This window comes from Natrinema soli (genome assembly GCF_028618695.1).
The window spans coordinates 1-2712 of record NZ_JAQIVI010000772.1 but is presented as its reverse complement, the minus strand read 5'-3'; the positions used below and the strand labels follow the sequence as shown (position 1 = coordinate 2712).

Sequence of the window (2712 nt, the reverse complement as noted above, 5' to 3'; positions counted from 1 at the left end):
GGGCACGCTCGTTCGGGGCGTCGTCGCTCCGGATTCGTCCTACGCCGGGCGGACGCTGAAAGACATCGACCTCGAGTCGGTGACGGGTGTGCGCGCCATCGCGCTCCGGCGGGGGAACGAGTGGCTGCTCAACCCCGGCCCGGACACGCGCATCGAGGCCGACGACGTGGCATTTCTGCGGGGCCCCGACTCGTCGATCGGCGACGTCTGCGAGACGCTGACCTGCGAGGTCTACGAGGCACCCTCCGTCGAGACGGCAGATATCGACGATCTCGAGCGGGCCGTGGACACGATCATCCACATGAAGGACTTCTCCGAACTGGCGGTCGATCTGGCCTACAGCAGCGTGCTGTTCGACAGCGAGGAGCTCGCCGAGGAGGTCCGCAACCTCGAGGTCGAAGTCGACGCGATGCAGTCCCGGTTCGAGGCGTGGACGTTGCGGGCAGCCGCCGACGCGCCGGATCCGGTCGCCCTGCGGGGATTGATCCAGCTGGGCAGCAGCACGGAGCGGATCAGCGATACCGCGATCGAGATCAGCGAGGGCGTTCTGCGGGACATCGACGTCCACCCGGTCGTGCAGATGGCCGTTCAGGAGAGCGACGAGATCATCACCCGCGTCGTGGTCGAGACGGGGAGCGAACTCGACGGCACGGCGGTCACCGCCGGCGTTCCCGACGCGGACTCGACGATGTCGGTGATCGCCATCCGAAGACCCAGCGAGGGGTGGCTGCTGGTCGCGGACGCCGACGCCGAGTTACGCGGCGGCGACGTGCTCATCTCGAAAGGGACCCGGACCGCTGCTGCGGACTTTCGGGAGCTCGCGACCGCGTAGCCCCGATTTATTTTCGTCGCGACGGATCGCTGCTTCCGTCGTTCTTTAAGTGCCTCTGGTCACAAGGTGAAGATACGACGGGAGAACGGTCACTTCTCGAGCGAACCCACTGACCGCCGAGACGCGAGTCTCCGGAGCGCCCGAGTTCGTCTCCTCTCGTACAGGTGAGTTCGCTCTCAGTTCAGGACGACGATCGCGACCCCCGAGAGGACGATCACGCCGAGGATATCACAGAGGTTCGTGACGACCGGAATCGTCGTGTCGTCGGGGTCCAGCCCCTGCGTGTAGGAGACGTAGGTCGCGCCGATACTGAGCACGACCGCGATAACGGCGAGCAGCATACCGCTGACCACCGAGATGAGCATGAGGTCGACGAGCGCCATCGGTTCGGCGATGACCCGGCCGACGACCCAGGCGGCGATACCCAGCGCCGAGAAGATCGTCGCTGCGAGCCCCAGAATCGCCAGGATGTTCGTCCACAGCACCTCGTCTCGAGGGTCGAACTCGAGCAGCCCGAGATGCAGCCGCGTCGAGAGCCGCGAGGAGAGGATCGCCCCGAGGTTGCCGCCCATCCCGATCATCACGGGGACGAGCACGAGCAGCGTCGGGTTCGCGAGGTAGGTCTCCTCGAGTTCCTCGAGGACGTAGCCCGATCCCATCTCGAGCATCGAGAGGACGAGCAGGATGGGAAACATCGTCCGGACGATGTGCCGGATCGTCCAGGCGTCGAGCGGGTCGTCGGGGTCCGCGGCCGCCATCAGAACACCACCCCCACGACGGTGAGCGCGACGAAGAGGAAGACGACGCCGAAGACGTCGCCGAGCGTGGTGACGATCGGGCCGATCAGGTTGTCGGGATCGAGGCCGTACTTGTAGCTCGCGAACACCAGCGCCAGCAGGCCGAATATGAGTGTGAACGAGGTCAGGACGCCGGAAACGAGCATAATTCCGACGAGTTCGACGAGCCGTGCGGACTCGCGTCCCAGCACCTGGAGAATGCCCCACGAGAGGAACGCGATGAACACCGAGATGCCGATCCCGTTGATGAAGGAGGCGGCGACCGCGTTGACGAGTCGTCGGTTCCACGAGAACGCCGGGTCGATCAGCCCCTGGTGGAGCCCGCTCGAGATGCGCGCCCCGAGCGCCCCGTAGACGTTCCCCCGGGTCGCGAGGAATGCGGGGAGCAGCAACAGCATGCCGGGAAATCGCTCGAATCCGGCCGTCATCCCCTCGGAGCCGAGCACCGACCCCGCGAAGATCCCACCGGCGAGGCTGACCACGAGGATCGGCAGCGACTCGCGGTAGATGCGCCACGCGGTTTGGCGAGCCTCCATAGCGGCGAATGACGTAGTCCGGACATAAACCTACCGCGGGTCGAACGCGAGCACATCGCCCGACGGCGTGTGGGTTGGTACCACTCCTGGCCGATCGCTAACGTATTTCGCCGGGATCGCTCGAGGAGGGAGGGGCCGTTTTTCGACTGTCACTCAGAGGGGACTCGCCGTGACGAGGACCCACGCGAGGCCGATCGCCGCGAGCGAACAGGCGAGGGTCGCCGCGGCGTTGCCGACCGCGAGCGCTCGATCCCCGCGCTCGTACAGCCGGACCGTCTCGACCGAAAACGTCGAGAAGGTCGTGAACGAACCGCAGATTCCGGTGCCGAGCAGTCGAAGCGTCGACTCGGTCGCGCCCGCGAAGACCGCGAGTCCGAAGACGAAACTGCCGACGACGTTGACCGCGAACGTCGCCAGCGGGAAACGGTCGCTCGAGGCCCGATCCGAGACGCGCTGGCCGACCCAGTAGCGGAGGATCGCACCGATCGCGCCGCCGGTGCCGACGACGTGGGCCGGCTCGAGGTCGACGGTGACGACCGTTCGGGTG

4 protein-coding genes are annotated in these 2712 nt (G+C 66.4%); 1 reads left to right on the top strand and 3 read right to left on the bottom strand.

Features of this window, described 5'->3' with window-relative positions:
* Nucleotides 1-832, top strand: an 832-nt coding sequence (locus PGX04_RS32045) for a potassium channel family protein (protein WP_273742172.1), incomplete at its 5' end; no start/stop codon positions are given.
* Between the two features lie 176 nt (nt 833-1008).
* On the opposite strand, the gene PGX04_RS32040 is transcribed toward PGX04_RS32045, so the two are convergent.
* The 3 genes from PGX04_RS32040 to crcB all read right to left on the bottom strand — a co-directional run.
* On the bottom strand, nt 1009-1590 hold the full coding sequence (locus PGX04_RS32040) for a magnesium transporter (RefSeq protein ID WP_273742171.1): 582 nt from the start codon (nt 1588-1590) through the stop codon (nt 1009-1011).
* Nucleotides 1590-2165 (bottom strand): magnesium transporter, encoded by a 576-nt coding sequence (locus tag PGX04_RS32035; protein WP_273742170.1) that lies wholly within the window; start codon nt 2163-2165, stop codon nt 1590-1592. Before PGX04_RS32035 ends, PGX04_RS32040 begins: the two co-directional genes overlap by 1 nt.
* 153 nt (nt 2166-2318) lie before the next feature.
* A partial coding sequence (crcB, locus tag PGX04_RS32030; protein ID WP_273742169.1) for a fluoride efflux transporter CrcB occupies nt 2319-2712 on the bottom strand: 394 nt, incomplete at its 5' end.

Bases quoted from the DNA above. Each gene is read 5' to 3' on its own strand.
- PGX04_RS32040 (WP_273742171.1), bottom strand. From the start codon at position 1,590: ATGGCGGCCGCGGACCCCGACGACCCGCTCGACGCCTGGACGATCCGG.
- PGX04_RS32035 (WP_273742170.1), bottom strand. From the start codon at position 2,165: ATGGAGGCTCGCCAAACCGCGTGGCGCATCTACCGCGAGTCGCTGCCG.